The sequence below is a fragment of the Microbacterium sp. P5_E9 genome (genome assembly GCF_054049175.1).
Genome location: NZ_JBFUMV010000014.1, coordinates 70,222 through 94,450, shown reverse-complemented (window position 1 = coordinate 94,450; position 24,229 = coordinate 70,222). Strand labels below are relative to the sequence as shown.

19 protein-coding genes are annotated in these 24,229 nt (G+C 65.0%); 15 read left to right on the top strand and 4 right to left on the bottom strand.

Annotated features, from left to right (window positions below):
- Window positions 1-133 precede the first annotated feature (133 nt).
- Entirely contained in the window at window positions 134-1,444 is a 1,311-nt protein-coding gene (locus ACXJ3V_RS15500) for an ABC transporter substrate-binding protein (RefSeq protein ID WP_457101230.1), read from the bottom strand.
- Between the two features lie 200 nt (window positions 1,445-1,644).
- On the opposite strand from ACXJ3V_RS15500, the gene ACXJ3V_RS15495 reads away from it, so the two are divergent.
- From ACXJ3V_RS15495 to ACXJ3V_RS15475, 5 genes are all read left to right on the top strand, one after another.
- Complete coding sequence (locus ACXJ3V_RS15495; protein ID WP_457101229.1) at window positions 1,645-2,679, top strand: LacI family DNA-binding transcriptional regulator; 1,035 nt, start codon at window positions 1,645-1,647, stop codon at window positions 2,677-2,679.
- Between the two features lie 60 nt (window positions 2,680-2,739).
- The gene (locus ACXJ3V_RS15490) at window positions 2,740-3,756 is read left to right on the top strand and encodes a LacI family DNA-binding transcriptional regulator (RefSeq protein WP_457101228.1); all 1,017 of its coding nucleotides are present in this window, start codon (window positions 2,740-2,742) and stop codon (window positions 3,754-3,756) included.
- Between the two features lie 131 nt (window positions 3,757-3,887).
- The gene (locus ACXJ3V_RS15485; RefSeq protein ID WP_457101227.1) at window positions 3,888-6,158 is read left to right on the top strand and encodes a family 78 glycoside hydrolase catalytic domain; all 2,271 of its coding nucleotides are present in this window, start codon (window positions 3,888-3,890) and stop codon (window positions 6,156-6,158) included.
- A gap of 509 nt (window positions 6,159-6,667) precedes the next feature.
- A complete protein-coding gene (locus ACXJ3V_RS15480; RefSeq protein ID WP_457101226.1) occupies window positions 6,668-8,743 on the top strand; it encodes a beta-glucosidase in 2,076 nt (691 codons plus the stop codon).
- Between the two features lie 442 nt (window positions 8,744-9,185).
- A complete protein-coding gene (locus ACXJ3V_RS15475) occupies window positions 9,186-9,464 on the top strand; it encodes a helix-turn-helix domain-containing protein (RefSeq protein WP_457101225.1) in 279 nt (92 codons plus the stop codon).
- Window positions 9,465-9,552: 88 nt separating this feature from the next.
- On the opposite strand, the gene ACXJ3V_RS15470 is transcribed toward ACXJ3V_RS15475, so the two are convergent.
- A complete protein-coding gene (locus ACXJ3V_RS15470) occupies window positions 9,553-9,993 on the bottom strand; it encodes a MarR family winged helix-turn-helix transcriptional regulator (RefSeq protein ID WP_457101224.1) in 441 nt (146 codons plus the stop codon).
- Window positions 9,994-10,067: 74 nt separating this feature from the next.
- Complete coding sequence (locus tag ACXJ3V_RS15465) at window positions 10,068-10,727, bottom strand: TetR/AcrR family transcriptional regulator (RefSeq protein ID WP_457101223.1); 660 nt, start codon at window positions 10,725-10,727, stop codon at window positions 10,068-10,070.
- 196 nt (window positions 10,728-10,923) lie between these two features.
- On the opposite strand from ACXJ3V_RS15465, the gene ACXJ3V_RS15460 reads away from it, so the two are divergent.
- The 4 genes from ACXJ3V_RS15460 (at window position 10,924) to ACXJ3V_RS15445 (ending at window position 17,084) form a co-directional block, all read left to right on the top strand.
- Window positions 10,924-13,167 carry an ABC transporter permease gene (locus ACXJ3V_RS15460; protein ID WP_457101222.1) on the top strand — a complete coding sequence of 748 codons (2,244 nt, stop codon included), beginning with the start codon at window positions 10,924-10,926 and terminating at the stop codon, window positions 13,165-13,167.
- 149 nt (window positions 13,168-13,316) lie between these two features.
- Window positions 13,317-13,610: a helix-turn-helix domain-containing protein gene (locus tag ACXJ3V_RS15455; RefSeq protein WP_457101221.1), complete on the top strand. Its 294-nt coding sequence runs from the start codon at window positions 13,317-13,319 to the stop codon at window positions 13,608-13,610.
- 655 nt (window positions 13,611-14,265) lie between these two features.
- Window positions 14,266-15,567, top strand: coding sequence for a C-glycoside deglycosidase beta subunit domain-containing protein (locus tag ACXJ3V_RS15450; RefSeq protein WP_457101220.1), 1,302 nt, complete (start codon window positions 14,266-14,268; stop codon window positions 15,565-15,567).
- A 38-nt stretch (window positions 15,568-15,605) separates the two neighbouring features.
- On the top strand, window positions 15,606-17,084 hold the full coding sequence (locus tag ACXJ3V_RS15445; RefSeq protein WP_457101219.1) for a C-glycoside deglycosidase beta subunit domain-containing protein: 1,479 nt from the start codon (window positions 15,606-15,608) through the stop codon (window positions 17,082-17,084).
- A gap of 23 nt (window positions 17,085-17,107) precedes the next feature.
- Here the strand turns inward: ACXJ3V_RS15445 and ACXJ3V_RS15440 are convergent, their stop codons facing one another.
- Window positions 17,108-18,049 (bottom strand): LysR family transcriptional regulator, encoded by a 942-nt coding sequence (locus tag ACXJ3V_RS15440; RefSeq protein ID WP_457101218.1) that lies wholly within the window; start codon window positions 18,047-18,049, stop codon window positions 17,108-17,110.
- A gap of 249 nt (window positions 18,050-18,298) precedes the next feature.
- On the opposite strand from ACXJ3V_RS15440, the gene ACXJ3V_RS15435 reads away from it, so the two are divergent.
- From ACXJ3V_RS15435 to ACXJ3V_RS15410, 6 genes are all read left to right on the top strand, one after another.
- Window positions 18,299-19,600 carry an ABC transporter substrate-binding protein gene (locus ACXJ3V_RS15435; RefSeq protein WP_457101217.1) on the top strand — a complete coding sequence of 434 codons (1,302 nt, stop codon included), beginning with the start codon at window positions 18,299-18,301 and terminating at the stop codon, window positions 19,598-19,600.
- 77 nt (window positions 19,601-19,677) lie between these two features.
- Window positions 19,678-20,634: a carbohydrate ABC transporter permease gene (locus ACXJ3V_RS15430; protein WP_457101216.1), complete on the top strand. Its 957-nt coding sequence runs from the start codon at window positions 19,678-19,680 to the stop codon at window positions 20,632-20,634.
- A 1-nt stretch (window position 20,635) separates the two neighbouring features.
- Window positions 20,636-21,472 carry a carbohydrate ABC transporter permease gene (locus ACXJ3V_RS15425; RefSeq protein WP_457101215.1) on the top strand — a complete coding sequence of 279 codons (837 nt, stop codon included), beginning with the start codon at window positions 20,636-20,638 and terminating at the stop codon, window positions 21,470-21,472.
- 4 nt (window positions 21,473-21,476) lie between these two features.
- On the top strand, window positions 21,477-21,851 hold the full coding sequence (locus tag ACXJ3V_RS15420) for a nuclear transport factor 2 family protein (protein WP_457101214.1): 375 nt from the start codon (window positions 21,477-21,479) through the stop codon (window positions 21,849-21,851).
- Window positions 21,852-21,868: 17 nt separating this feature from the next.
- Window positions 21,869-22,663, top strand: a complete 795-nt coding sequence (locus ACXJ3V_RS15415) for a TIM barrel protein (RefSeq protein WP_457101213.1) — start codon at window positions 21,869-21,871, stop codon at window positions 22,661-22,663.
- The gene (locus ACXJ3V_RS15410) at window positions 22,660-24,195 is read left to right on the top strand and encodes a GMC oxidoreductase (protein ID WP_457101212.1); all 1,536 of its coding nucleotides are present in this window, start codon (window positions 22,660-22,662) and stop codon (window positions 24,193-24,195) included. Before ACXJ3V_RS15415 ends, ACXJ3V_RS15410 begins: the two co-directional genes overlap by 4 nt.
- Window positions 24,196-24,229 lie beyond the last annotated feature (34 nt).

Genomic DNA, 24,229 nt, shown 5'->3' with positions numbered 1-24,229 from the left:
CGCCGATGTGGGGGCTTCGGGGCGGACGTATTTGTCCCTCGGGTCTCTTTGCGCCCGGCTGTGGTGGTGCTCWTTGTGTCTCCAGACWGTCGGGGSCGGGCGGTAGGCCCGGCCCCGACAGGTCAATGGGTGTCTACCAGCCGTCGAGGCCCAGCTGCAGGGCCTGCTTCTTGACATCTTCGTCGTACTGCGCCGCGCCGTCACTGGCGCTCGTGATGCCAGATCCGACGGCGACGGTGATCTGCTCCAGAGCAGGTCCCTTGATCGGGGAGAGGAACTCCAGCGCGAGGTTGGTCTTGCCCTCATCGAAGTACGGCTGGAGGTCCGAGATCATCGCCGGCACGTCATCAGACAGCGTGCAGCCCTCTACAACGAACGGGCCCTGGGGAGCCGTGGACTCCGCCTGAATCTCGCAGCTTTCCGGCGTGGTGATGAACTCGAGGAACTTCTTCGCCGCGTCGAGCTGGGCGCCCTCCGTCGACTTCGGGATGTAGACGCCGTTCGGCATCCACACCGTCAGTCCATTGCTATCTGCATCCGGGCCGGGGAGCGGGAAGGTTCCCACGACATCGGCAGCCTCCKGGTTGGTGGTCATCATCTGACCCGCCGCGAACGTGAGCATCGGGTATTGAGCCCCAGCGCCGGTCGCCACCATGGCGACGCCGTCGTTGTACGTCGCGGACGCGAAGTCCTCGTTGAGCAGTCCAGCCTCGTAGACCTGCTGAAGGTGCTGGAAGCCGGCGAAAGCGGGCTCATCGACGTACTTCGCCTTGTTGGCGGTGTACTCCTCCGCCCAGTCCGGGTTCTCCGCGAGCACGTTGTTGAAGTCGCCGAGGATGAACAGCTGCGAGGACCAGGTGTCGCCGTACGTCTGGATGATGGGTGCGGCGGTGCCGGCAGCCTTGATCGCTTCGCTGTTTGCGATGAACTCGTCCCACGTGGTCGGGATCTCAAGACCCAGCTCGGCGTAGATGTCCTTGTTGTACAGAACGGCGCCCGCCATCGACTGACCCATGGGAGCGCCGTAGAGGCCGGCGTCGGTCGAAACGGTGCGAATGAAGTTCTCGTCCAGCTTTCCGACCCATTCCTGGTCGTCGAGGTTGACAAGAGTTTGGTCGGGGCTGAGGGCCTGGAACAGGGAGCCAGAGTTGTAGGAGAAGAGGTCGTCCATCTCGCCCGTTGACAGGCGGGTCTTGATCAGGTTGTCGCCCTCAGCGCCTTGTGGACGCGTCTCGATCTCCACCTTGATGTCGGGGTTCTCGGCTTCGAAGGCCTTGGCAAGCGCCTCAGCGACGACGACCGTCGCTTCGCCGTTGTCGACGAGATACTTCAGGGTGACGGCGCCATCTGCGTCGCTCGATCCACCGGCGGAGCAGCCGGCGAGCGTCAGCGTCAACGCGACGCTTCCGGCGCCGACCGCCAGGAGCGCTCGGCGGGTTGTCATGCGGGAATCCATCTCTTTACCTCCATGTAAAGGCACTTCGCTGTCGATGCCCCGGAGCATCTTCGTGATGCCCGTGCTCGGGTGCTTGGGTGAGGCCACGATAGACACGTCGTGTGCCGCGTGTCAACCGATCTACACACGATTTGTGGATTGATCTACAACTCGTTACATTCCTGATATCGGACGAGGGAGTCATCACGATGAGGAGAGCGGCCAACATCAGCGACGTCGCCCGTGAGGCCGGCGTTTCTCGTGCGGCGGTCTCGAAAGTCATCAGAGACGCCTACGGCGTAAGCGATCAGATGCGCGTGCGCGTCAATGATGCGATCGAGCGACTGGATTATCGCCCACGCGTGGCGGCCAGAGCGATGCGCGGAACCACGAGCACTATCGGAATCGAACTTCCCGACATCGGGAACCCCTTCTTCGACAAGATCATCGACGGCGCTGCCGCGGCACGCGAAGGAACAGGGTTCCAGCTGATCATCGCGCCGGCGGGTCGCGACGTGGAGGAGGGGCGGCGCGCGATCACAGCGCTGTCCGACCGTCAGGTTGACGGCATCATCGCCATCTCGCCGCTCGTAGCCACCGAATGGCTCGAGTCGCTGGCCCAGCGAGTTCCGATCGTGATGGTCGGGCGCCACGACAACTCGCTCGCGTATGACACAGTCACTGGCGACGACATCGAGGGGACTCGACTCGTCATGGACCACCTGCATCGACTGGGTCACCGAAAGATCGCGCACCTCACTCGCAGTGCCGAGGTGACGGCTTTTGGTTCAGGAACGCCCCACGCAGTCAGGCTCGAGGAGTACGAGCGGTTCATGAGTCAGCATGGGCTCGAGGGTGTGTCCCGTGTGATCCGGAGCGGCCCGACCGAAGACGAGTCGCGCGGAGCGGTCGCTGAGATCTTGACCGGGCCAGACTTTCCAACGGCCATCTTCGCGGGCAACGACGCCATGGCGCTCGGGGCACTCCGGGCGCTTGCGACAAACGGGCCGTCTGACGCGTCCGTATCGGTTGCGGGATACGACAACATCACGATCGCGGGGCACCCCGCAGTGTCGCTCACCAGCGTCGATCAGTCGGGCTTCGCGATGGGTGAGCACGCTGTCGAGCTCCTGCTCAGCCGGCTTGCGGGACGAACCGAAGCGCTACACATCACGACGGCGCCCCGACTGTACCCGCGGAATTCGACGCGACCGCCCGCAGGGAACAGTTCTGAAGGCGTTTGACCCATTCCCGGTTCGGACACCGGCGCTTCGCGCGACGTGAGCGGCGCTAACCTCTACACCATGACATTTGTCCCGGGCCGCAACGCGACAATCGAAGACGTCGCCGCAGCGGCGGGCGTGTCCCGCGCAGCCGTGTCGAAAGTGCTGCGCAACGCATACGGAGTGAGCGACTCCATGCGCGAGCGTGTCACCGCGACCATGACGGAGCTCGATTACCGTCCTCGGATTGCTGCACGAGCAATGAGGGGCCGCACATACACGATCGGCATCGAGATCCCCGATCTTGGCAATCAGTTCTTCACCCGAATGCTCACGGGCGTGATGGGCGCGCTCGCGGGAACGATCTACCAAGTGGTCATCGCGCCCGCCGAGGAAGGTTCACGTCTCGGACTCCGCGCAATTGAAGCTTTGGTCGACCGCCAGGTGGACGGCGTGGTTGCCGTTTCCCCCCGGGTCAGCAGTGAAGCGCTCGACCGGATCGCCACGCAGACACCCGTCGTGATGTTTGGCCGACACGATCACTCGGACGCGTATGACAGCATCGCCGGCGACGACGTTGCGGGGACGCGGATGGCGATGGACCATCTCTTGAATCTTGGGCACACTCGGATTGCACATCTCACACTTGAGGAGGCGGAGGAGGAGACGCAGTCCGCCCACGGCATCCGACTGCGCGAGTATCGCGCCGCGATGACCGAGGCGGGTTTGGCAGACCAGATCGTCGTACTGCGAACGGACGAGGGTCAGGATGCGGCGAACTCGGCAGTCCGGACGGCAATCGAAGGCGGGACGCCAATCACGGCCGTGTTCGCCGCTCACGACGAATTGGCGATCGGCGCACTTCGCGCAACAGCGGAGACCGGGCGACAGTTGTCGATCGTCGGCTACGACGATGTGCCGATCGCGTCGCATCCGGCGCTCGGGCTCACAACGGTGCACCAGCCTGGCAGCGAGATGGGGCTCCGTGCGATCCAACTGCTGATGGAGCGCCTGCAAGGTCGCACCGAGGCGGTTCATGAGATCTTCACGCCAGAACTGCGGGTGCGGACGTCGACGCGATCCGCTCCGACTTCCTGAGCCGATGCGCCAATCCAGTTGATCAACAGTTCCACATTGGTGTAGACCGTTCCACAAAATCGGCTAGGCTGACGAGGTCCCACTGACGACCGGCTCCACGCGTGTCGAGTCCTGATATCCAGGAGAATTCCATGACCGAGCGAATTGGGCGATTCATCGCTGCGGATGCAACCCTTCATCGGGCACCCCTCTTGCGTACTGAATTCGTGCTGGACGAGGGCCATGGAACAGTCGTCGGAGCGGCTGCTCAGGTATCCGCGCTCGGCGTCGTCGAAGCGTTCATCGACGGCGTGCCCCTTTCAGAGGACGTCTTGACGCCCGGCTGGACCAGCTACGAGTGGCGTCTGCGATATGCCGCCTATGACGTCACCGCGCAGCTTGCGCTCACGGCACGGAACCGGTTCGCCCTCGGAATGGCACTCGGCGACGGGTGGTTCCGCGGACGTCTGGGATGGGAGAACTCGCCCCCTTACGGTCCCGAACTGGCCGGTTTCCTCGAATTGCGCATTGAGTTCGAGGACGGCCACGAGCAGATCATCGTCACCGATGAAACATGGCGTGCCGGCGAGGGCGCGGTTGTATCCGACAGCATCTACGACGGGCAGGAAATCGACGCGCGTCTCCTTCCGTCAGGGTGGGACCGAGTCGGGTTCGACGAGTCTTCATGGGGTTCGGTCCACACAGTCGACTTCGATCTCGCGAAATTGGAGCCATACGTCGGTCCACCTGTCCGGCGTCAACAGAGTCTCTCGCCGCAACGCATTTGGGAGAGTCCGTCGGGCAAGACGTTGGTCGACTTCGGCCAGAACCTGGTTGGCTGGGTGCGTGTCGCCGTCACCGGCCCGGCAGGGCAGGCGATCACGCTGCGCCACGCGGAAGTGCTCGAGCGCGACGAACTCGGAACGCGTCCCCTGCGCACAGCGAAGGCAACCGACCGCTTCATCCTCAGCGGCGACAATGACGTGTTCGAGCCCACGTTCACATTCCACGGCTTTCGCTACGTCGAAGTCGACGGATGGCCCGGTGGTATCGATGCCCTGACGCCGTCCTCCCTTACGGCTGTTGTCGTCAGCTCGGATCTGCGACGAATCGGTCGGTTCGAGTCATCCGACCCCCTGCTGAACCAGCTGCACGACAATGTCGTCTGGGGCATGCGGGGCAATTTTCTCGATGTGCCCACGGACTGCCCTCAGCGCGACGAGAGACTGGGCTGGACCGGCGACATCGCCGTGTTTGCGCCGACGGCCGCGTTCCTCTATGACGTGAAGGGCTTCCTGACCAGTTGGCTGCGTGATGTCGCCCTCGAGCAGGAGCACCAGGGCGGCGTCGTACCGTTTGTCGTCCCAGACATTCTCAAGTACATGGGAGTTCCTGAGGAGTTCAAACCCGTAAACTCCACCGCGGTGTGGAGCGATGCAGCTGCGTGGGTGCCATGGGCGCTCTGGCGGGCCTACGGAGATGAGGGCATCCTCCGCGACGCGTTCCCTTCGATGGCATCGCACGCCCGCCGGGTGCGTTCATTGCTGTCACCGATCGGACTGTGGGATCAGGGGTTCCAGTTCGGTGACTGGCTCGACCCGGACGCGCCGCCGGACCACGCCGACGCGGCAAAAGCTGACAAGGGCGTTGTCGCGACGGCATCCGCTTACCGAACTGCCATCATCGTCTCGGAATCTGCTGCCATCCTTGGCAGGCCCGAGGAAGCGGCCGAGTTCGCCGAGTTGGCAGCTGGGCTGAGGTCGTCTTTCCACGATGCTTACGTGCACGAGGAGCGCATCCTCAGCGACTGCGCGACGGTGTACTCGCTGGCGATCGTCTTTGGGCTATTGGACGAAGCGCAGCGAGAATGGGCGGGCAGGCGGTTGGCGGAGCTCGTCCTCGAGAGTGGTTCGCGCATCTCCACAGGCTTCGCCGGCACGCCGTTCATCACGGATGCGCTGAGCTCCACCGGGCATGTCGACGTCGCTTACTCGCTGCTGCTTCAGCGTGAGTGTCCGTCATGGCTGTACCCAGTCACGATGGGCGCCACCACCATCTGGGAACGCTGGGATTCGATGCTGCCGGACGGCACCATCAACCCGGGCGAAATGACGAGCTTCAACCACTATGCGCTCGGCGCCGTTGCAGATTGGATGCACCGGGTCCTTGGTGGCTTGTCAGCGTTGGAGCCTGGATACCGTCGCATTCTCATCGCACCGCTACCGGGCGGTGGGCTCACCTGGGCAGAGACCAGCCTCGATACACCTCACGGCCGGGCAGCCGTTCGCTGGGACCTCGAAGACGCGGAAATTCGAATCATGGCGAGTATCCCTGAAGGGACGACTGCCTTGGTCCGCGTGGCGGGCTCGCCGGATATCGAATTGACGGCGGGCGACCACGCGCTCACGCTGCCGGCGTCATGACTCGCGGGTGGGTGGCGCAGTTAGCCACCCACCCGCCACCACACTTGCCTGTAGGACTGCTAGAACCCTCATTCACCGGCGTCGCGGTCGCGCAGGTCACGATCAAATTGCGAGCTGGTTCCGTCGCAGTTCTGCTTGTTCGGAGTGGTCCGCGCGCGAGTTCGAGCCCGCACGGCAAGGCCCGGCCACACGCGAATTGGACTCTCATGTCCTAGACCGCAATCCCTTGACATCGATGCACGACTCTGAGAATGTAGAGCAATCTACAAAACGTAGAGCGTTCTACACAGCCCTTCAGAGAAGATGGACAAACAATGAGGTTGAACAGATTTGCGTCGGTCGGCGATCGCAATCGAGTGCGTCGCCGCTCGACCGCGTTGCTGCTCAGCGCGGCGCTGGTGGTCACGGGAGGCGTCCTCGCCACAGCCGTGCCGGCCGCCGCGGTTGACTGCTCGACTGTGCCATGGATGGACACGGCGAAGACGAGCGGAGAGCGTACTCAAGCCCTGATGGACGCGAGCACCCCGCACCAGAAGTACCGCTGGATGAATGTCGCGGCCACCGAGCGTGTCACACAGACAGTTTTCGGCACAGTGACATACCCGGAGCAGGTTCCMTGCACACCGAAGATCTTCTACTCCAACGGCCCGCAGGGCGTGGCGATGACGGACGGAGTCACTTCCTTCCCCGTGCCGCTTGCTGTGGCAGCGACGTGGAATCTCGACCTCGGGTACGACAAAGGAGCAGCGCAGGCGGCCGAAGCCTTCGACCGCGGCAGCAACGTCATCCTCGGCCCCGGTGTCTCGAGCCAACGCACCCCTCTCACCGGTCGCTCAACCGAGTACTTCGGCGAAGATTCCTTGCTCAGCGGCCTGATGGCTGGGGCCAACAGTCGCGGGATCGAGGAAGGCAATCCCACGAAGCCTGTCATCTCGAACCTCAAGCACTACGTGGGGAACGAGCAGGAGTTGGATCGCCAGACAAGTTCGTCGAACGTGGATGAGCGAACCCTGCACCAGGTCTACACGTTGCCCTTCGACATCGCGGTCGAGAGCGGCGCCCCCGATAGCGCGATGTGCTCCTACAACCAGATCAACGGGGTGTTCGCGTGCGAAAACTCCCTGATGAACACGCAGCTGCGCGGTGAAGCATCCTTCGACGGGTTCGTCATGTCCGACTTCGGATCAGTCCACTCGGTTGCACAATCGGTGAAGGCCGGACTTGATCAGGAGTTGAACGATCCGACCTTCTTCACTCCCGCCAACTTCGACGCCGCAATCGCAGCGGGCGAGCTCACTGCCGCAGACATCGATGCTGCAGTCTTCCGCGTGATCAACTCATACATCCGCGCGGGACTGTTCGACAATCCACTGCCCACGACGCCCATCTCGATCGTGACCAACGACCAGCACAAGGCAATCTCGCGGCAGGTTGCCGAGCAGAGCACCGTCTTGTTGCAGAACGAGGGTGGGACTCTCCCGATTGCAGCCGAAGCAGGCAAGACGATCGCCATCATTGGTCAGATCGCGTCAACGACCCCCACGGCTGGCGTAAGCGCCAAGACAGTGTGCTCGTCCTTCTTCCGATTCCGCAACGGCCCGATTATGAACTGCGATGGCCTCATCGACCCATTGACCGCGATCACCCAGCGTGCCGAAGCCAATGGCCAGACGGTGGTTTACAGCAACGGGGCCGACCCGGCGCAGGCGGCATCGATCGCAGCCTCAGCCGATGTGGCTGTCGTCCTCGGCTACTACACCAGCGGCGAGTTCTCCGACATCCCGGATCTGCGACTCGACAACAATGGTGATGCTCTGATCAGCGCGGTGGCTGCGGCCAACGACTCTACCGTCGTGATCCTTGAGACAGGTTCAGCGGTGGAGATGCCGTGGATCGACTCGGTGGACTCAGTCCTGGAGGCGTGGTACCCGGGCGATCAGCAAGGTCCTGCATTCGCGTCGCTGCTCTTTGGCGACGTGAACCCGTCGGGCAAGCTGCCGCTGACGTTCCCGAAGTCACTCGCTGACAACCCCACCGCAAAGTCCATTCAGCAGTATCCCGGGGTCTTCTCGGACGGTTCGACCACGCGCCCCGCGGGCACAAACGAGATCCGTCAGGTGAACTACACCGAGGGCCTGCAGGTCGGATACAAGTGGTACGACGAGCAGAACATCGACCCGCTGTTCGAGTTCGGCTATGGCTTGTCGTACACCGAGTTCGAGTACTCCAACCTGAAGGTCAAGACCAAGGCGAAGAACGGCGAAGCCGTCTCGACGATCTCCTTCACGGTCGAGAACGCTGGAGACCGCAACGGGGCAGAAATCCCGCAGGTGTACCTGACGCTCCCCGACGCCGCGAACGAGCCGGGCAAGCGTCTGGTCGGCTTCGACCGCATCGAGCTCGCCGCGGGGGAGAGGACGACCGTCGAGATTGTCGTCGACTCGAACGCGAGCAACCAGCCGTTCGGAGTCTGGGACGTTGACGCGGACGCCTGGAAGATCGTGGACGGCACGTACACGATCTCAGTCGGCGCGTCTTCGCGTGACCTTCCCCTCGAGCAGGACTTCAAGGTCAAGGCCAAGTAAGGCTGCTGGTCCCAATCGGACGGCACTGCGTTCCCGCGCGAATGCGAGGGAACGCAGTGCCGTCCGTCTCACGACTTTCGCGCACCCGCCGGGCCGCGATCATCGAGAGCCTCGCCCCGTCGCGGGCGAACGGCGCAGACGCAGCGAGCTGTGGCTCTACCCCGTCACGATGGGCAGGCTTCTCCTGGCCCACTTCGGCAAGGGGCCTCTCCGTGAGGCTCTCGTCTTTGAGAGTCGGCAGCTGAGGCATCTGGCGGCGACGCCGTGAGATCACCTTCGCCGCGCGATGAGTCCGGTCTCGTAGCCCAGATCACCAGTCGGGCTCTGTCGTAGGCGTCCAGCTTGAATGCGATGAGCGGCGGGACAATGAGCGTCAAGAGGGGGCTCGCGGGAAGCGAGCTGCGGACGCCTGTGCGGTGGATTATCGGTGATGGAGGGCGAGATGGCGAACTACTCCCGCTGGGAAGACTTGAAGCGGCGGCGCCCTGCGATCAGCGACGAGCGCCGCGGCGAGGTCGAGCAGGACCTCGCGCTCGGTCAGCTGGACTACGACCTTCGCACTGCTGCTGGGCTGAGCCAGCGCGAGCTTGCCGCGCGGATGAAGACCACCCAGTCCGTGATCTCCCGCCTCGAAGAAGGTGGCGGTGCGAAGAACGGGATCGATGGCATCTACCGTGCGTCCGGCATGAGGCCGCGGCAGCCGCTGAACGCGACACGCTGAGATCGTGGCCATGCCTGCTGACGGCGACGATGGCCGGCGCACGGAGAGTGGACGCGGCTCACTGCGATCCGCTGGAGCTCGTCGGCCGTCACGACTCGCTGATGCGGCGGAGCATGGCGGCGAACGCGCGGACTTCAGTTTCCGGCTGGGCCAGAAGGATGTCGCGGAGGCGGTCGTGCTGCTGGGCTCGTACTTCTCTCACGCGTTCGATCGCGATAGGTGCTGCCGAGAGCACCCGTGCGCGGCCATCGTTGGCGTCGGCGCGGCTGACGACCAGGCCCGCGTCTTCGAGGATGCGGATCTGACGGCTGATCACGCTCTTGTCGGTCGCGAGCACTTCGGCCAGCACATACGGGTTCGCTTCGCCGAGCCGCACGAGAGTGCCGAGGATCTTGCAGCCGACCGGCTGAAGACCGGGATGGATGCCGGCTGCCGCGTCCTTCCACATCGACCGGACCAGGCCGACGACGATTCCGAGGTGTTCTTCGACCTCGTCGATCGTCCGGTTGAGGTCGCTCGTGGGCTTCATCGCGCGCGCGAATCGGGTGCCGTGCAGGTCATGAAAGTTCTTTCGTCGTGTTGACCGCGGGCAACCGCGGGCGGCTAGATCAAGCCAGATCGGGCGGGGGCATTGAGCACCGCGTCCGGGTGCGTGACGGGAGCGGACAGCATTCCTGCGGATGCGTCGATGAGGAAGTACCCGACGCTGATCCAGTCGGCGGAGACCTCGCCTCTGTTCATCCGCTCCTCGTACTCGCCGCAGACGCCGAGGACGAGGTGTCCGATGATGCTCGAGCGTCCGCGCAGCACCGCGTCGGAGACTCCCTCGACGTGGGTCTTCAGCAGTGCGAAATCGAGGCTGCCGTCGGTCTCCACGAGCGACTCTTCGAGCACCGCCACTGCTGACGGCACGGAACGCACCTGGGCGAGGAACCGGGCACGCCAGCTCGGACGCGGGAGCGAGTCAAGGTGCTCGAACTGCGGAAGCAGTCGGGCGCGGACGATGTCGTAGACGGTCGGTTCGTCATCCAGTTCTGCGATGAGCTCTCTGCCCCGGTCGCCGATGCCGTCGATGTATCGCGTGATCAACGCGCGGATGAGGTCGTCGCGGGTGCCGAAGTGATATCCGATGGCGGAGTGGTTCGCGGAGCCGGCGTGCTCGGCGATGCGGCGGTTCGAGACGGCGTCGATGCCGTGCACGGCGAACAGTTCCTCCGCGGCATCCAGCAGCGCCTCGCGAGCCCGATCGCTGTGCTGGCCCATCGTGCGCTCTCCTGTCGCATGTTGCGGATTTGCTGAGACTTCAGCCTATGGATTTGCAGTTTACGCCATGTGACTTAGATTGGGGATATTCCACGATCAATGGCGATCCCGTTTCCACCGTGTCAGGAGAATGATCGTGACCACCCCACACACCGTTTCCCGTAGGGAGGCCCGCGAAAACGTCGAGGGGGACCCGTTGGTCCCCGAAGCCGACGCCCCTCTCAGCGAGGCGGAAGCTGCCGCGAAAGCCGCGAAGCGTGCCAAGGCCGAGTCGATCGGCCGTTATGTGGCGATGTTCCTGATGCCTTTGATCATGGTGGGCATGATGATCACCGGCTACCTGGGCACGATGCATTCGCCGACGGCGCACGACATGCCGATCGCGATCGCGGGTTCGAGCGTCTCGGACGTTCGCGGCTTCGAGCTCGCTCTCACGGACAGCGATCCGGATGCCGTCGACGCAGAGGTCGTCGATGACGCCAAGGCGGCGCGGGACATGGTGATCAACCGGGAAGCCGTCGCGGCTGTCGTGATCGACGGCGACACCGCCACGCTCTACACGGCGACCGCGGCCGGTGCCACGCAGGTGTCGAAGGTGACCAGCCTGATCGCTCCGGTCGTCCTCGAAGAAGGCTTGACGGTGGTGTCCGAGGACCTCGTGCCGCTCCCGTCCAACGACGGGTCGGGGCTCGGTGCGATGTTCCTCGCCACGGCGCTGGTGATGGCCGGGTACCTGCCGTTCAGCGTGCTGCGCTCGAACTCGCCCGAGCTGCTGAAGTTCCGCCGGATCGTCCCGCTGCTCGCCGGGTGGGCGGCGCTGATCGCCGGCATCGTCTGGGCCGTCACCGGCCCGATCCTCGGGGTCGTCACCAGCGAGCACTACCTGGCGGTGGTCGGCATAGCCTGGCTGGGCGTCTTCGCGATCGCCTCGATGCAGCTGTTCATCACCCGCCTGTTCGGGTCGATGGGGGTGATCATCGGACTGGGCCTGCTGATGGTGCTCGGCATGCCCTCGTCGAACATGGCGATGTCCGTGTACACGGCGCCGCCGTTCTACCGCGTCCTGCACGAGATCCTGCCGATGGCTGCGATCGGCGAGTCGATGCGCTCCGTGCTGTACTTCGGCGGCATCGGCGTCACCGGGCACCTGCTGGTGCTCGCGATCGGCGCGGTGGTGGGCCTGCTCGCGACTGCCGGGTTCGACGCGATCCAGCGCCGCCGGCACCCGGAGGGTGTCGTCCTCGACGTGAACATCCCGTCCCTGCACGGCGGGCCCCGGCAGAAGACCAAGTTCTGGCGGTACGCGTCGCTGCTGTTCTTCCCGCTCGCGATGGTCACGATGATGCTCACGACGATGCTCGGTGCGATGCACCAGCCGACCCCCCGCGACATGCCCGTCGCGGTGGTCGGGGCGACCGTCGAACAGGCCGAGCAGACCATCGCCGGCCTCGAGCAGAACATGGACGGGATCTTCGAGTTCACAGCGCTCGACTCCGCCGATGACGCCCGGGCCCTCGTCGAGGACCGCGACATCATCGCCGCCGTCGTGCTGCCGTCGCAGACCAGCCCCGAGTTCRCCCTGGTCGCGAACCAGGCGGGCAGCCCCAGCGCCTACCAGGTCGTCAACCGTGTGTTCAGCCAGGTCGCCCAGGCGCAGCAGCTGCCGATGGAGGTCGACGACGTCGCACCGCTTCCCGACAGCGACAGCAATGGCGTGGCGACGATGTACATCGCGATGGGCTGGGTGCTGGCCGGATTCATGGTCATCATCGTCAGCGCGAACGCGGCGCCCTCCAGCCGCCCCAAGCGCAAGATCCTGCCCCTCCTGGCCGTGTACGCCCCGTTCATGTCCGCCGTGGTGTGGACGATCGCGGGCCCCATCACAGGATCGATCCACGGTCACTTCCTGCCCCTCTGGGGTGCCGGGGCGATTGCGATCTTCTGCGTGGCGATGTTCGCCATGGTCCTCGACCGGCTGTTCGGGATGCTCGCCGTGATCCCCGCCGTCGGCGTGCTGATGTTCCTCGGCACGCCCTCCTCCGACGGCTCGCTCTCGGTCTACATGGTGCCGGAGTTCTTCCGCACCCTGCACGACTACCTGCCCATGCCGGCAGCCGTCGAAACCGTCCGGTCGATCCTCTACTTCAACGGGGATGTCGCGATCCAGCACCTCCAAGTGCTCGGGATCTGGGGACTCGTGTCCCTCGCCCTGGTGTTCGTCATCGACTCGCTGAAAACCGTCCGCACCGAACACGACTTCGGCGACCTCGCGAAGCCTCTCACCCCGGCCCCGACGGGTCCGACCGGCGCAGCATCCGAGGACGAAGGGGACGCACCGGACTACGAGCTGTGGGAAGCCGACCTCGCAACCACAACCTCCGCTGAGGACGAGGATGGCGAGTCCCGCACCGAACGCGAACTCGAGCCGGCAGGGGCGTAGGGTCCGACGCGGCTCATGAGAACAGGGCATCGCCCCGCTGCAGAGCGGGGCGATGCCCTGTTCGGCTCAATGGGGGACGTGCGGGATCGGCTGCGGGGTGGATTACCCGTGATGGAGGACAAGATGGCCACTACTCACGCTGGGAAGACGTGAAGCAGCGTCGCCCTGCGATCAGCGACGAGCGCCGCGGCGAGGTCGAGCAGGACCTTGCACTCGGCCAGCTGGTCTACGACCTTCGCACCGCTGCCGGGCTGAGCCAGCGCGAGCTCGCCGCGCGGATGAAGACCACCCAGTCGGTGATCTCCCGCCTCGAAGAAGGCGGCGGCGCGAAGAACCGGATCGACACCCTCGCCCGGCTCGCCACCGCACTCGGCCGACACCTCGTCCTGTCGTTCCCGGAAGAGCCTTCCGTGCGGACCGCGGACTCCGTCCAGGTCGCCTGACCAGCCCACGTCATCACGCGCGGAGGCGATCCTCCGTGCGTAAGAATCGCGTAAACCTGAGCACCCGCGAACGCCTCTGAACCTGCAACAACACCGCCGCGAACCCAGCCATATCAACCGAAGTGCCACTGAACGCCCCCGAGCCTCCACGTAGAGGCGGGGTTCAAATCCCTCCGTCTCCGCGTTGAAAACCCCTGGTAAACAGGGGTTTCCTTGTTGCTGCGGCCGGGCTGATTCAACGTGCCGCGTCGGCAAAAGTGACCCCCAGGTGACCCCCACGGAGTCACTTGGGGGTCACTTGAGGAGCAGCGGCACAGCTCGCTCCCGCACACATCAGTGCGTGCTGGGGCGGAATTCCGGGGAAGTCGGCCAGCTCGAGCGCTTGAGGTACACCACCCCGCAGAGGTGGTGCACCTGTCGGTTGCCGAGCCGAGGCCCGCAGAGTTCACTGACGCGGTGCCCTCTCCGCAGGAGGGGGGCACGGAGGCATACTGCTTGCGCGCGCGCCATCCTACTTTCTTACGCGCACATCACACATACTTATGCGCAAAACCGACCATTCGGGATAGAATGGCGGGTATGGCGTGAAGATGCGCCGTCTGGTCGCGGAGATCACATCCGCCGCGATCGCCCTTCTTCAGAGAGCGCACCTTCCATGCTCCTCGAGCGAGACATCATTCAATCCGTCGGCTTCCGCAACGTGCGCGAAAACGGTCGCATCACCGGCTTCCAGCTGCGTTTGCGCATGCCCTCATATCGCGGAATGACCGCTTCCCTGATCGACGGCGTATCCGTCCGCATTGGCGACCTCGTCGATGTCGCCGCGGACGTGCCGCTGTGGACGCTGCAGGGAAAGACCTACACGCTTCAGGAGCTGTGGGACGGCGACGGCGTGCGCTGGCCGCTCGAAGACGCCGCGATCATCACGGTCCCGCACCCGGGTGGCCTACCCGACGGCGTGCACGAGGTGTCGATCGAGCTGCGGCTGCGCATGTCGTACATCCCGGTCGAGCACCAGCCGTCGACCTACACCGTCACCAAGCACGTCACCCTCTCGCCCGAAGCCGAGGGTGCGCCATTCAAGTACGGCGTGAGCCTGTACAGCTTCATGACGGACTTCGGCACCGTGCTCGACCTCGAGACCGCGATGGCCGGCATCGCCGACATCGGCGCGACCGGCATCGAGATCCTCGGCGAGGGGCACGTCCCCAACTACCCGAACCCGTCGCAGGAGTGGGTGGACGAGTGGTTCCGCCTGCTCGAGAAGTACGGACTAGAGCCCACCAACTACGGCTCGTGGATCGACACGCGCCTGCATTCCAGCGGTCCGAACGGCCGTGACATGACCGTCGAGGAGGGTACCGCGGCGCTCCAGCGAGATCTCCGCCTCGCCAAGCGGCTCGGCTTCCGGTTCGTCCGGCCGAAGATCGGCGTGGTCTCGAGCGACCTGGTTCCGCACCCGATCTGGACCGAGGTCGTCGAGGCGTCCCTGCCGCTCGCCGAAGAACTTGACGTGATCATCTGCCCTGAGATCCACTCGCCCACGCCGATCAAGCACGAAGTCGTCGACGAGTACGTCGAGTTCATCAAGCGCACGGGAACCAAGCATTTCGGCATCCTGATCGACACCGGCATCTTCCAAGACCGCCCGATCCCGCTCAAGCCGGGCGAGCTGCCCGGCCGGCGCCCGGCGTTCCTCGACGGCATCGGAGTCGACCCCGCCGACTTCGCCGACGTGGCGGAGCATGTCGTATTCATCCAGGCGAAGTTCCACGACATCGACGAGAGCCTCGAAGACCAGCAGATCCCGTGGGGGCCGGTGCTGCGCGCCATCAAGGACGCCGGCTACACCGGATACCTTTCCAGCGAGTACGAGGGTGAGCGCGAGCCGTGGCGATCGATCGAACAGGTGCGCCGCCAGCACTCCCTCATGCGTCAGGTCGCCGACCGGCTCTGAGCCGCGGCATCCCGAATCGAACTTGAAGGAACACGAAGATGCCCAATGGACTCATCGCCGAAGACAGCCTGCGGGTGCACCCCGACGGTCTCGCGCTCTCACTGACCCTGCCCTGGTACCGCAGCCTGTGGCTATCATCGGTCGGCACGCTCAAGGTAACGATCGACGGCGCCGAGGTCTCCGCTGCTGACATCGCGTTCGAGCTGAAGGGCGTGCGGTACACGCTCGACCAGCTGCCCGAGCAGAGCGAGGTGCTCTGGTACCTGCAGGAGCACCCGCTGCTGATCGTGCGCCGCGAGGCCCCGATCGGGCTGGGTGAGACCCACCTGGTCGAGATCGTCGGAGAGCTGCGGCTGCCGTACATGCAGATCGCGCCTGGGCAGGACGGCGGTCCAGGCATGTACGTGCCGAACTTCGTCCGGCAGTCGTTCACGCTGACGGCGACGGATCGGGATGCCGCGCCCCCGGCGCTCGTGTCGGATGTGCCGCCGCCGCCCCCGGCGACTGACGAAGACCCTTTCAAGCTCGGCCTCACGCTCTACTCGGCCAGCGCGGAGTTCCGCGCCGGCTGGTTCGACTTCGACGGGCTGCTCGACCGGGTCGCCGAGCTCGGCATCGGCCCGGGAATCGAGATCGTCGCGTCGCAGGTGCTGCCGACTTACCCGATCGTGTCGGACGAGTTCGTGGCCGGCTGGCGGGCAGCGTTCGACAAGCACGGATTCGACGAGAGCTCGTTCGGCGCGAACCTCGACATGGGTCGCCGTCGCGACCGCGACATGACCCCCGACGAGGAGTTCGAGTTCAGTGAGGTCATGTTCCAGGGCGCGAAGAAGCTCGGCTTCCCGCTCGTGCGCATCCAGAGCGCGAAGCCCGAGCTACTGCGCCGGCTTCTGCCGGTCGCGGAGAAGCTCAACCTGAAGCTCGCCTACGAGATCCACGCCCCGATGGGGCCGAACGCACCTGCGGTGATGAAGGTGCGCGAGACGTACGCCGAGCTCGACTCGCCTCTGCTCGGCTTCGTCGCGGACTTCTCCTCGACGATGCACAGCATGTCGCCGACCCTCTTGCGCGCCGTGCAGCGCGCGGGGCTCGATGACGCGTCGCTCGAGAAGCTGCAGGCGATCTGGGCGACGGACGCCGCGATGCAGGAGCGTCAGCAGGAGTTCATCGGCTACCTCAAGGGCCGCGACTTCGACCCCGGCCGGCTGGGCTCGTTCGCGCACCTCGCGTTCAACATGCACGGGCACGTCGCGCCGCAGGAGTGGGCCGACATCATGCCGCAGATCCTGCACGTGCACGCGAAGTTCTACGACATCGACGAGAACGGCCTCGAGCCGGCGATCGACTACCCCGAGCTCGTGCGCGTGTTCGTCGAGGGCGGCTACCGGGGCTATTGGTCGAGCGAATGGGAGGGTCACGCGTTCGCTGAGCTTGGCGAGGTCGACCCGCTGGTGCTCGTGCGCAGGCAGCACGACCTGATTCGCCGGAGCATGCGGGAGCTGCAGCCCGCTGGGTGACCTGCCCTCGGGACGAGAGGTGGTCAGACGTGCGCGTGTGCGCCGTCTTTGACGAGCCGCCCGGCTTCTTCGAACAGTCCTCGCATCCAGCTGTGTTCGGGATCCCGTCCGTGGACAGGATGCCACCACAGGGCGTTGACCAAGGGCGTCGCATCGAAAGGAAGACCGACCACGCGTATGCCGGGGACCTGTCTGGCTACCGGGGCCAATGCGCCTTGGATGATTCCCAGACGATTCGTGCCTGCGATGAAGTGGGGCATCGAGAGGAAGCTCTCGACGATCACCTCGACGTGCGGCTCGACGCCGAGCTGCTGAACCTGCCGGGTGGCAGAGGTGAAGGCGGTTCGCGATTGATAGGTCATCACCCAGGGCAACGTCGCGATGTCGTCCATAGTGAGCGTGTCTCCGACCGTTGAGTTCGTGTCGGAGACGACCGCCAGCCAGCCGTCTCGCCACAGATCGGCGTATGGCAGGTCGGTGAGGTAGCCGTGCGGAATCACCATTCCGTCTACGGATCGCAGTCGCGTGGCTGCGTCCTCGACGATGGCGGGGTTGTGCAGCATGAATCGGAAGCGAACGCCGGGGGCGCGCTGGGCGGCGAGCTCGGAGACGACTTTTCCGACCGTGACGAAGCCGTAGTCCGACCCGTACACCGAGAATTCCCGCACCGACTCGGCCGGAGACCAGCTCGCCTGGCTCTCGAATACCCGTCGCGCTGCGTCGAGCGCTGTCGTCGTGTGCTCAGTGAGCCGGACGGCGAAGGGCGTGAGTTCGTAGGTGTTTCCGCGCCTGGCGAGGATGGGATCACCGAAATGCGTCCGCAGGCGAGACAGTGACGCGCTGAGGGCGGGTTGGCTCAGATGCAATCGCTCCGCTGCTCTCGTCACACTGCGCTCGGTGAGCAACGCGTCGAGTGAGATCAGCAGGTTGAGATCCAGGCGGGAGAGCGGCGAGTTGTCGGTCACGGCGATGTGATCCTTCGTTCGGGATGCTGGATCGATCGTATCGCCGTCCCCTATGCGCGTAGGGGTTCCATCGAGGGCATCGATAACGATCTGACGACATGCCGGAACCACATCATTCGGGAACACGGCTCCGCTTATGTCACGTATCGATCAAACTAATGTGTGTTTTCGACACATGTACGTCATGATGGATCCATAGCGGACCGCAGACCGTGCGCTCCGCAGACAACGAAGTCAGAAAGGCTGGACATGACACAGCACCGTCGCATTCGCGTCCTTCGTCACGGCGTTCTCGCCGTCACGGCCGCGGGTGCCCTCGTCCTTGCAGGCTGCACGTCCTCGGGCTCGCCCGATGAGTCCGCCGATGCGAACCAGGATTTCTCGTTCACCTTCGCCACCTCGAACAACCTCGAGAGCCCGTACCAGACGCTGGCAGACCTCTATATGGAGGAGAACCCCGACGTCACCATCACGACGAACCCGACGCCGAACGACAAATACGGTGAGACGATCCGCACCCAGCTCCAGGCGGGCAACGCCTCGGACGTGATCCAGACGACTCCCGGGAGCGGTGACGCGCGCGGCCTGATCGGTCTGGCGGATGCCGGATTCCTCGAGCCGCTCGGTGACACCGCCACGAGCCTGGTCCCGGCCGGCAGCGAGTCGCTCTTCGAGATCGACGGCAAGGTCTACGGCCAGCCGCTCGACTTCACCATCGGGTCGGTCGTGGCCAGCTTCGGCAATGCCGGCCGCATGGGAATCACAGACTTCGCCTGGCCGACGTCGATGACCGAACTCTATGACGCGTGCGACGCCGCGGCCGCCACCGGCGGATCTCTGTTCGCTCTCGCCGGTGCCGCGCCCCCCAACACGGGCCTGATGGCGCAGGCGATCTCGGCGACGCGTGTATACGCCGAAGAACCCGACTGGAACCAGCAGCGACTCGACGGCGACACCACCTTCGCGGACAGCGACGGCTGGAAGGCCACCCTGGAGACGGTCGTCGACCTCAACAAGGCCGGGTGCTTCCAGGCCGGGTCCGAGGGCGGCGGCTTCGACGCCATCACCAACGGCCTCTCGACCGGCACGTCGATCGGCGGGTTCATCCCCTCGGGTGCGGCGATCGAGATCGCCAAGGCCGCACCGCCGGAGGCTGCGTTCGCCGTCGAGCCGTTCCCGGCCGAGGACGGAGCCACGCCGTACATCATGGCCAGCTCGAACTACACGCTCTCGATCAACGCCGCATCCAAGGCCAAAGACGCATCCGCCGCGTTCCTCGAGTGGATGGCCGAAGACGCCCAGCAGCAGAAGTACTACGAGCTGTCCGGCGAACTGCCGGTGTCCGCGTACAAGACCATGGACCTCACCGGAACCATCTACGAGCCGGTCGTCGACCTGCTCGCATCTGAGTCCTACACCTCGCTGCCGTCCAACGTGTGGCCCAACCCTTCGGTCTACGAGGCACTCTCGGTCGGCGTCCAGGGCCTCCTGACCGGTCAGAAGACCGTCGATCAGGTGCTCGCCGATATGGACAACGCCTGGGATCAGTGACAACGTGACCGCCCGGGGGATCCCCCCGGGCGGTCGCCACACTCTGTGCACGAAGACGTGAGGAACACGAGGAAATCATGACCGGAACGGTCGAATCGGAGACGGAGCTCGTCGTCCTTCCCAAGAAGGAAGGCCGCCGCCGGCCCGCCCCGCAGCCGCGGCGCCCAGGGCTGATGAAGTTCGGGCACTGGTGGTGGGCCCTCCCTGGCATCATCCTGGTGATCGCGATCCACTATGTCGCGACGGCGATCGGCGGATTCTTCGCCTTCACGGACTGGTCCGGGATCGGCGACTTCTCGTGGATCGGGCTCGACAACTTCGTCCGTATCTTCCAGGATCCGAGCAAGCTCCTCGCCCTCGGCAACACGCTGTTCCTGGCATTCGCTTCGGTGATCCTCAGCAACATCGTCGGGCTCGCGCTCGCGCTCGGACTCAACCGAGGGCTGAAGTCGCGCTACGTGCTCCGCGTGCTCTTCTTCATGCCCGTAGTCCTCAGCCCGCTGGCTGTCTCCTACATCTGGAAGTTCATCTTCGACTTCAACGGCCCGATCAACCTGGTTCTGAAAGCCGTGGGGCTCGAGGAATTCGTCAAGCCCTGGGTGGCCGATCCCACGCTCGCGATCTGGACGGTCCTGATCGTCATCGTGTGGCAGAACACGGGATTCGCGATGGTCATCTACATGGCCGGCCTCGCGGCCGTGCCCGTGGAAATCGAAGAGGCGGCGGCGATCGACGGTGCGAACCTCCGGCAGAGGTTCTGGCACGTTGTTCTGCCGTCGATACGACCCGCCGTCGCCATTGCGACAACGCTCGGGATCGTCAACGGGCTGCGCATCTTCGATCAGATCATGGCGCTGACGTCCGGCGGGCCCGCGGGCGCCACCGAGACCCTCGCCACCCAGGTCTACAAGCAGTCCTTCGCACTCGGCAATTTCGGCTACGGGGCAGCCTTGGCCCTGCTGCTGACACTCATCATCCTGGCCTTCGCGCTCGTGCAGCAGCGTGTGACCAGCGGCCCGCGCGAGGAGAACTGACATGTTCCGCTACACGAAACTCACTCTGCTTCGCGAGATCGGCTTCTGGGTCCTCGCCGTCGTCTTCCTCGCCCCCTTCTACTTCCTCGTCTCGACCTCGCTGAAATCCGATCAGGAGACCCTCGTCACCAGCACGCTGGCGCCGCCGTCATCGATCGACTTCTCGAACTTCGTCGAAGTGATGACCGCCAGCGGGAACTCGAACGTGATCCTCGGGCTCGTCAACAGCGTCCTCATCACGGCGGGGAGCATCTTCGCCCTGGTGCTGCTGGGCTCCCTCACCGGATATGTCATCGCACGAAGCACGCGGCGCTGGAGTCGCGGCGTCTATTACCTGTTCCTCATCGCGATCGTCCTGCCCACGCAGCTCGGAACCGTGCCCCTGTACATCGGGGCGCGCACCATCGGGCTGACCGGTTCGATCTGGGGCATGGTCATCCTCTATACCGGGATGCTGCTTCCTCTGTCGATTTTCCTCTACGCCGGATTCTTCCGAGGGCTGGGCACTGAGTACGAAGAGGCCGCGACGATCGACGGCGCCACCCGGACCCAGATCTTCTTCCGCATCGTGCTCCCGCTGATGTCGCCGGCCACCGGAACCGTGGCGATCCTGTGCGGGCTCATCGTCTGGAACGACTTCTTCACATCGCTGATCTTCCTCGGCGGCTCCGCGAACCAGACCCTTCCGGTCGCGATGTACTACTACATCGGGTCGCTCGTGTCGTCGTGGAACAAGATCTTCGCCATCGTCATCGTGTCGATGATCCCGATCCTGGGGTTCTACTTGTTCGCGCAGAAGCGCTTCATCCAGGGCTTCGCCGGCGGGTTGAAGGGCTGATCACATGGGCGCCGACAACCGCGCGGCGTTCGAGGAGTTCGTCGATCTCTTCTACACGCAGAAGCGTGTGAAGGATGCCTTCGGCCTGCTCGTCTCGGACGCCTACCGCCAGCACAACCCGACCATCGTGGACGGCCCTGAAGCGGCGATCGAGGCACTGATCCCGAAGTTCGATGGATCGCCCGATGCCCGCTTCGAGATCCAGCGGATCATCGTCGACGGCGACCTGGCGATGGTGCATGTGAAAGCTTCCCGACCCGGCGCCCCTGACGCTGCGGTCGCGGACATCTACCGATTCGAGCGCGGCCGGATCGTCGAGCACTGGGACGTGCTTCAGCAGGTTCCCGTGCATGCCGCCCACGACCATCCGATGTTCTGAAACCGAAGGACGAACCCATGTACCAGCTCGCACCCAACATCGAACTCCTCTTCACCGAGGCCGGCGACTATCACGACCGCGTCCGCGCGGCCGCGGCATCCGGATTCTCTGCCGTGGAGATGTGGGGCCCGACCGGCGCCGACGCACCGTCTACCCCCAAGGATCTGCCCGCGCTCAAGGCTGCGCTCGATGAGACCGGCACGCAGCTGACCGCGCAGCTGTCGGAGCCCCGGACGCAGTTCATGATCCCGCCGTGGGACCACTCGGAGTTCTTCCGCAAGCTCGACGAGGGCGTCGAGATCGCGCACTTCCTCGGGACGCCCCGCATGGTGGTCGGCAGCGGCACCGGTTTCGGCGGCTGGAAGCGGCAGGTGCAGCTCGACAAGCTGATCGAGATTTACCAGAAGGCCATCGCGCAGATCGACGGCTCTGGCATCACGCTCGTGCTCGAGCCGGTGAACGTGCGGGTCGACCACCCCGGCTCGCTGCTGGACCGCACGAGCGAGGGCGTGTATGTCGCCCGAGGCGTCGACTCGCCGTTCTTCGGTGTGCTCTACGACATCTACCACTCGGCAGTCGAGGGCGAAGACATGGCCGCAGAGCTCGCGAACGCGGGATCGATCGTGAAGTACGTGCAGCTCGCCGACACGGACGGCCGCGGAGAGCCGGGCACCGGATCCCTGAACTGGCCTGAGACGCTCGCGACGCTGCGTGCTTCGGGCTACGACGGGCCGATCGGCCTCGAGTACTACCCGACCACTGAGTCGTCCGAGTCGGTGAAGCTCATCCAGAAGCTCGCGGCCGACGCATGAGCGACCGCGTCTACCCGGCATCGGTCGACGTCGCCATCGTCGGCAGCGGACCGGCGGGTGCCACTTACGCGCGCATCCTCAGCGAGCAGGCGCCGGCAGCGACGATCGCCATGTTCGAGGTCGGCCCGACCGTCTCCGATCCGCCGGGCGCACACGTGAAGAACATCGCCGACCCCGACGAACGCGCGCGCGCCCAGCTGCGCTCCGAGGGACCGGACGCCCACGACGATGGCGATCGGGTCGGCGGCATCGTGAAGACGGCCCAGCGCCGCGCAAGGCCTGGGACGTTCCTCCTCGACTCGGGTTTCCAGGTCGAGGGAGAGGACGGACTTCCGGTCGCCGCGTTCTCGAGCAACGTCGGCGGCATGTCCGCGCACTGGACCGGGGCGTGCCCTCGACCGAACGACAGCGAGCGCATCGGCTTCCTCGACGACGACGGTGAGCTCGACGAGCTGCTCGCCGAGGCCGAGCGTCTGCTCGGGGTGACGGCCGACGCGTTCGAGGGGTCCCCGCACGCCCCGCTCGTGCGCGGCCGGCTGGCTGCAGCCGCTGATGACGGCCGTGATGAACACGAACGCGTGCAGCGGATGCCGCTCGCCGTGCACCGACGCGATGACGGGCGCCTGGTGTGGTCCGGCTCGGATGTCGTGCTCGGCGCGGCGACGCGGTCGAACGCCAACTTCGCGCTGTTCGACGAGTCGCTCGTCACCCGGGTTCTCGTCGAAGACGGTCACGCGGCCGGAGTCGTCGTCACCGACGTGCGCACGGGCGAGAGTCACGAGGTGCGCGCGCGCCACGTCGTCGTTGCGGCCGATGCCCTGCGCACGCCGCAGGTGCTCTGGGCCTCCGGCATCCGTCCCGATGCCCTCGGGAAGTATCTCAACGACCAGGCGCAGATCGTGTTCGCCGTGCGGATCCGAGACTTCGTCCCAGCGGAGGACGTCGACGGCGCAGCCAAGACCGGACTCAGCGAGTACAGCGGCGTCACCTGGGTGCCCTTCACAGACCAGAGGCCGTTCCACGGCCAGGTCATGCAGCTCGACGCCTCGCCGGTGAAGCTCGCCGACGACGATCCGGCGGCGCCCGGATCGATCGTGGGGCTCGGTCTGTTCTGCGCCAAGGACCTTCAGGCCTCCGACCGGGTGGAGTTCTCCGACGAGGCGGTCGACGGCTACGGGATGCCGGCCATGACCGTGCACTACACGCTCAGTGCGCACGATCACGAGGTGATCGATCGCGCCAAGGCCGAGATCGTCCGTCTCGGCAAGGCGATCGGCGAACCTCTCGACGACCGTCCGTTCATGATGCCCCTCGGTGCCTCGCTGCACTATCAGGGCACCACGCGCATGGGCGAGACCGACGACGGTGAGAGCGTCTGCGGCCCCGACAGTGAGGTGTGGGGAGTGCCCGGCCTGTTCGTCGCGGGCAACGGCGTGATCCCGACCTCGACCGCGTGCAATCCGACGCTCACGGGCGTCGCGCTCGCCGTGCGAGGCGCGCGGTATATTGCCGTCGAGCTTGCTTCTGTCTGATTCAGACATTAGAGTGTAGAAATAATGACAAAGA